At 68.6% G+C, this 5282-nt stretch carries 7 protein-coding genes and 1 other RNA gene; 4 read left to right on the top strand and 4 right to left on the bottom strand.

Annotated elements, in window-relative coordinates:
• Positions 1-93 precede the first annotated feature (93 nt).
• Together NA4_RS29485 and NA4_RS29480 are read right to left on the bottom strand one after the other, a co-directional pair.
• Positions 94-555 (bottom strand): GNAT family N-acetyltransferase, encoded by a 462-nt coding sequence (locus NA4_RS29485; RefSeq protein ID WP_067477342.1) that lies wholly within the window; start codon positions 553-555, stop codon positions 94-96.
• 72 nt (positions 556-627) lie between these two features.
• A complete protein-coding gene (locus NA4_RS29480; protein WP_067477339.1) occupies positions 628-1326 on the bottom strand; it encodes a hypothetical protein in 699 nt (232 codons plus the stop codon).
• 37 nt (positions 1327-1363) lie between these two features.
• On the opposite strand from NA4_RS29480, the gene NA4_RS29475 reads away from it, so the two are divergent.
• The gene (locus NA4_RS29475; protein WP_067477336.1) at positions 1364-1993 is read left to right on the top strand and encodes a TetR/AcrR family transcriptional regulator; all 630 of its coding nucleotides are present in this window, start codon (positions 1364-1366) and stop codon (positions 1991-1993) included.
• A 69-nt stretch (positions 1994-2062) separates the two neighbouring features.
• Here NA4_RS29475 and NA4_RS29470 read toward each other — a convergent pair whose 3' ends face one another.
• Positions 2063-2950, bottom strand: coding sequence for an alpha/beta hydrolase (locus tag NA4_RS29470; protein WP_067477333.1), 888 nt, complete (start codon positions 2948-2950; stop codon positions 2063-2065).
• Positions 2951-2986: 36 nt separating this feature from the next.
• Between NA4_RS29470 and rnpB the strand changes: the two genes are divergently transcribed.
• Positions 2987-3401: RNase P RNA component class A (rnpB, locus tag NA4_RS29465), an RNA gene on the top strand.
• A gap of 156 nt (positions 3402-3557) precedes the next feature.
• On the opposite strand, the gene NA4_RS29460 is transcribed toward rnpB, so the two are convergent.
• Complete coding sequence (locus NA4_RS29460; protein WP_067477330.1) at positions 3558-3932, bottom strand: hypothetical protein; 375 nt, start codon at positions 3930-3932, stop codon at positions 3558-3560.
• A 406-nt stretch (positions 3933-4338) separates the two neighbouring features.
• Here NA4_RS29460 and NA4_RS29455 point away from each other — a divergent pair, with 406 nt between their 5' ends.
• Entirely contained in the window at positions 4339-4671 is a 333-nt protein-coding gene (locus NA4_RS29455) for a hypothetical protein (protein ID WP_067477327.1), read from the top strand.
• Positions 4672-4686: 15 nt separating this feature from the next.
• A partial coding sequence (locus NA4_RS29450; protein ID WP_157129378.1) for an RNB domain-containing ribonuclease occupies positions 4687-5282 on the top strand: 596 nt, incomplete at its 3' end.

Below are 5282 nucleotides of genomic sequence, written 5' to 3'. Positions count from 1 at the left end.
AAAAAGCCAATACTGGCGGCCGCGCCCGCAGCGGTGCTCGCCTTCATCCTCTGGCGAGCCGTCCGTGGACGATGATGTTCCTGCCGTCGTGCCTCAGATGCGCCGCCGGTAGACCTGCCTGGAACCGCCCTCCGGCCCGGGAGCAGCGGCTTCGGCGGGATCGAATCCCATGTGTTCGTAGAACGCACGAGCGCCGCTGGCCGCCGCGCCGGGATGATCGGCCCCGAAGGTGACCACTTCGAGCGTGCCGGGGCAGCGCACGTACCGGCGTATCGCATCCGTGGTCAATGCCCGTCCGATGCCGTGCCCGCGAGCCTGCTCCGCGACGACCAGCCAGTTCACCCGGTAGGCCGGCGGCTGGGCGCCGAACATCATGCCGCCGAGCACTTCGGCCCCCGCGGACCGGGCGACGAGCGCTGTGCCCGCCCGAATGTGCCGCAGCACCGCCGCATGGAATCCGGCGTCGTCGACCATCGGGCCGAACCAGTGCTCGACCTGGCCCGCCAGTTCGAGAAATCCGGCGAGGTCGTCCTTCCGCGCAAGCCTCACAATCATCCGCGCCATCGTGACAGCATCGGCCGCCGCCGTCGACCCCTGGGATGGTGTCACGATCCCACGGTGCTCGATTCATGCCGGAACAGGCTGCGCGACATCGGGCTGCGCGGCCGGTAGCCGCATGAGCGTAATGCTGTACGCCGCTATCCAGGCCACCCACAGCAGCCAGCTCACCAACCCGAGCATGCCGAGTGGGGTGACGTGGTCGAGGACGAGCGGACCTACTGTCGCCCAGCCGAATTGGCCGATTGCCGCGATCAGTCCGAGCAGGGCGTGCCAGCGGCGGATCAGTCCCGTACGCCATCCGCCGAGGGAGAATCCGAGCATGGCCACGGCGAGAAACGTGCCGTTGAGCGCGAACAGGGCGTTGTGCAGAGCCCAGAGGCCTGCGGCGTCGCCGGTGCTGTGCGACAGCGCGAGCCGCGTGGCAGCCACGCCGACGAAGGTGCTGTTCTGGAGCAGCAGTCCCGCGAAGCCGACCAGCGACCAAGCCGACCCGAGTGCCCGCTCACGCGGCCACAGCACGGCGACGACGGCGGCGCCGAACACGATGACGCACGCCCACGCCGCGGGAAGCAACACCGACGACAGCCGAACCGAACTCGCCGCATCGGCGAAGAAGGTTTCCGCGTCGGCGATGTCGGCGCCGAACCGCGGCATGCCCGCGGGTTCGAGGATCAGGTTCGCACCGACGATGACGAGCGCGAAGCCGAGGCCCGCCAGCCCGCCGATCCAGGTGAAGGGCCGAGCACGTTTCGATAGTTCTATCATATATTGAATATGAGCTCCGTAAACCGAAAGGGAAACCATGACCGCGGAACCGGCCCGGCGCCGCTACGATTCGCTGCGCCGTACCGCCCAGGCGCAGCAGACCAGTGCCGAGATCGCTCGGGCGGCGCGAGAGTTGTTCGTAGCCAAGGGCTGGGCGGCGACCACGGTGCGCGATGTGGCGCGCACCGCGGGTGTCTCGGTGCCGACGGTCTACTCCGCATACGGCAACAAGACCGGTCTCACGCAAGCGCTCACCGACGCGGCCGACTTGTCGGCCGACTTGCCCATGCTGCTCGCCGATCTGGAAGCCGCCGCCGAACCGCGTCGGCAACTGGCCGCCATGGTCGCCTACGACCGCAGGCTCTATGAGCGAGCGGGCGACGTGCTCGTGCTGCTGCGCGAGGCGGCACGCACCGAACCAGAACTGGCGCAGGCATATCGCGACGGCCGCCGCCGCGGCGACGACGCCCACCGCCAGGTCCTGTCCGCGTGGCCCGCGGGCACGCTGCGCGATGGCATCGACGTGCCGACCGCAGTGGACATGTATGCGGCGGTCTGCACCATCGATGCCTTCACCGAACTCACTGCCGGGCGCGGCTGGCCGCCCGGGCGGGTCGAGGCATGGTGGACAGCGTTGCTCGTGCGTGAGCTGTTGGCCGAGCAGTGATCAGCAGCCGCCATTCGGCGCCATCACCGAGGGCGGAAATGCCGAGATCGTTCTTCCGCGGGCAGCCGCTTACGGCCGCAGCACCGATACCAGGAATTCGGTCTGGTCGTATACCGCCTTTTCGAAGACTTCATCGAAGTAGATGTCGAAATGACCCGCCGGATAACGCTTTACGACTGCGTGCTTGGTTCGTTGGGCGGCACGCAGCGCCGATTTCACCGGTGCGACGGAGTCGTCGTCACACAGCGCGTACAGCACCGGCATCTTCAGCGCTTTCGCGCGTCGTCCCGGTGCGTCGAACAGCGCGGAGAACGCCACGCGCGCGGCCACTTTCGGCTCGTAGATCTCGCTCTCGTCGCTGAGCCTGCGGAAGCCCTCCGGTACGTCGGGTGCGCTCATCAACGCCGCCGCGCGCTTGCGTCCGGCCAGCCGGATGCGGACGGGCTTGCGCCGGATGGTCCCCACCAGGAGATCGATGGCCGCGATGGTAGCCACCTTGGTCACGCTGATCGGACCCTTCGCCAGCGCCGAGGACAGGCCGCTGGTGAACGGCACCTGCGCGACCACGGCCGCGATGTAGTCGTCGTCCGGCGCAACCGACAGGACGTGCCCGCCGCCGAATGAAGTGCCCCACAACGCGATTCGGGTCGCGTCGATCCCGCGCAGGGTGCGCGCGTAGGCGATGGCGGCGTGCCAGTCCGCACGCTGGCGCGCGATGCTCAGCAACTGGCGCGGCGTGCCCTGACTGGCGCCGAAATGCCGATAGTCGAACACCAGGACCGCCATGCCTGCGGCCGCGAAACGCCGCGCGTACCGGTCCAGTCCCATTTCCCGATTGGCCCCCAGCCCGTGTCCCATCACCACTAGCGGGCGGGGTTTGGGTGCGCCGTCCGGGCGATAGAGCCACGCCGCGCACTGCTCGCTTCCGGAAGGGAAGCCGACCTCGACACGTTCCATGGCCACTAACCGTACCCAGTATTCTGTTATCGCGGACGAGTTGGTCGGGCGGCCGCGGCGTAGGGAACGGGCACGATCGTGCCGCCGCCCCGCGCCGAGGAAAGTCCGGACTCCACAGAGCAGGGCGGTTGCTAACGGCAACCCGGGGTGACCCGCGGGAAAGTGCCACAGAAAACAGACCGCCCACGGCCGTCGAGGCCGTGCGGTGAGGGTGAAACGGTGCGGTAAGAGCGCACCAGCGCCCCGGGTGACCGGGGCGGCTCGGTAAACCCCGCCCGGAGCAAGGTCGAAGGCCGCACCGTTCGCGGTGCGGCTGCGCAGGCGTTCGAGGGCTGCTCGCCCGAGCCTGCGGGTGGGCCGCTCGAGGCACCCGGCAACGGAGTGTCCAGATGGATGGCCGCCCCCCGGTGCGAACCGGGGACAGGATCCGGCTTACAGACCAACTCGTCCGCCCACCCAGGCCCGCCGGGTTCGCGCTCGGCAGCGTAAGAAGAGGTGCCCGTCGTCGGCGGTATGCCGGATCCCGCAACGTGGAACCGGCGCGGCGCTGTCCTGTAGCGGTTACCGCCGCCGACTTCGACGGGCGTATGTCCTCAGCGCGGAGGGATCAGCACAGCAGCCTGGCCATTTGATAGATGGCCTTGGCTTCCTCCGCGGTCGGCTGGGTGCTGCCGGCCGCCCGCTTGGTGATGTCGGCGACGACGTCGGACTCGGACTTGCCCGCCTTGATGTCCGCGCAGGTCTCCGACAGGATGCTCGCGATCTTCGCGTCGTCCTTGCCTTCGGCGAGCTTCGGGAATGCGCCCCGGAAGCTGACGACGAATGCGCCCGTCTTCACCGTGTCGACCGGGGCGGTGGCGCCCTGCGACGCGGCCGCGGTGGTCGACGAGGCGGCGCTGCTGGACTTGTCGTCCCCGCAACCGGTGAGGAGCAGGGAAAAGAGGGTGGCGCTGGCCGCGAGCGCGGCGATGGTTCTTATCACGCGCGGGATGCTAGCGGGCCAGGATCACTGCTGCCTCCCGCCAGGTTAACGGGAGGCAACGAGCGTGCGAGAACAATCGCGCGGTCAGCTCGGGTTGATGGTGAAGACTCGAGCCCAGTAGGCCGCCTGTTCGGGACCTGGCAGGTAGTCGAACAAAATCGATGACATAGGTGTGGGACTCCCAATTGTCGGTGCACGGGACATATTCGAAAGCGCGGGCGAACGCGACGCCGGCCACGGCGGCTCACGTCAGCAGCGCGGGCGTGAAAATTTCGTCGACGCGATTCGTGCGCCACTGGCCGGGAGCGTGATGGACGTCATAAAGTAGTCGCCGTTGGTAAGGCCCGGTGCGGGGCAGCACCGGGCCATTCATACTTCGATCGCGGGAAAGCAGGTCTCAACACATATGCGAGTAGTTCGCTCCTTGGTCGCCGGTGCATTGGTCGCGGGCGCCGCCTCGGTTTTCGCGGTGCTCGGCGCCGGTTCCGCCAACGCGGTCGCGGTGACGCCACTGCCGGGTGGGGTTCAAGTCGACCTCAGCCCCGCCGACACGGTGTGGGTGCATCAGAATCACGTCGGCCTGGCCATCGCCGGGCTGCCGCATCCGTCCGCCGCCTCCTTCGGGCAGGCGCTGGACGCCGCGGCACAGGTTTCGTCCTCGGTCCCCGGTGGCCGGGTCACCTTCACCGTCTACGGTCCGTTCGACCAGTTGAACGGCACCATGCTGGCCCTGCAGTAGGACCGGCGCCGCAGCGTGGAACTGCACCAGCGGATCGTCTCGGCACCGGTAGATTTCGGTGCCATTCGTTCCGAGTTCGGGCTGGCCTCGACGTATCCCGCCGAGGCAAGCGCGGAGGCCCGCGACGCGGTCGACGCGTTCGCGGGCAACCGGGTCGATCGCACGGACATCCCGTTCGTGACGATCGACCCACCCGGGGCCATGGATCTGGACCAGGCCCTGCATCTGTTACGCACCCCCACCGGCTTCCTTGTGCACTACGCCATCGCCGATGTCGGTGCCGTGATCGCTCCCGATGGCGCGCTCGCCAAGGAGTCCGGCGCCAGGGGGCAGACGTTCTATCTCCCCGACGGCACGGTGCCGCTGCACCCGCCGACCCTGTCGGAAGGGTCCGCGAGCCTGCTGCCCGGACGAACTCGCCCGGCCGCGCTGTGGACCATCGAACTCGACGAGCACGCCGAACCGCAGCGTGTCTCGGTGGTGCGGGCCCTGGTGTGCTCCCGCGCCCGGCTCGACTACTCCGGTGTGCAGGCCGACGCCGAGGCCGGTCGGTTGCATCCCTCGATCGCGGCCCTGCCGGAGTTCGGCGCGCGGCGGATCGCGGCGGGGCT

The sequence above is a fragment of the Nocardia amamiensis NBRC 102102 genome (genome assembly GCF_001612745.1).
Classification (GTDB): Bacteria; Actinomycetota; Actinomycetes; order Mycobacteriales; family Mycobacteriaceae; genus Nocardia; species Nocardia amamiensis.
The sequence above is the reverse complement of the archived record's forward strand: the minus strand, read 5'-3'. Positions and strand labels throughout refer to the sequence as shown.